The sequence below is a fragment of the Bacillus sp. AFS073361 genome, assembly GCF_002567005.1.
GTDB lineage: Bacteria > Bacillota > Bacilli > Bacillales > Cytobacillaceae > Neobacillus.
The window spans coordinates 1-250 of record NZ_NUZU01000157.1 but is presented as its reverse complement, the minus strand read 5'-3'; the positions used below and the strand labels follow the sequence as shown (position 1 = coordinate 250).

At 44.8% G+C, this 250-nt stretch carries 1 protein-coding gene; it reads left to right on the top strand.

Annotation, left to right across the window (positions count from 1 at the left end; translation table 11 throughout):
* On the top strand, positions 1 to 250 hold a 250-nt coding region (parM, locus tag COJ96_RS25800; RefSeq protein ID WP_218936538.1), incomplete at both ends, for a plasmid segregation protein ParM domain-containing protein.

The window sequence follows — 250 nt, the reverse complement described above, 5'->3', positions numbered from 1 at the left end:
GACGAAGGGAAAGTTAAACGTCACATTAGCCCGAACAGCTTTAAGAGAGAGTGGGCCGTTGCCTTCGGAGATAAGAAGGCATTTAACTATTTGTTGAACGGTGAGCATTACTCATTTGACCCGATCAGCCCTGATGCTGTTATAACAACCAACATTGCTTGGCAGTACAGCGATGTAAATGTGGTAGCAGTACATCACGCATTACTTACCAGCGGTCTATTAATTGGGGATGTGGACATTGTTTGTACGC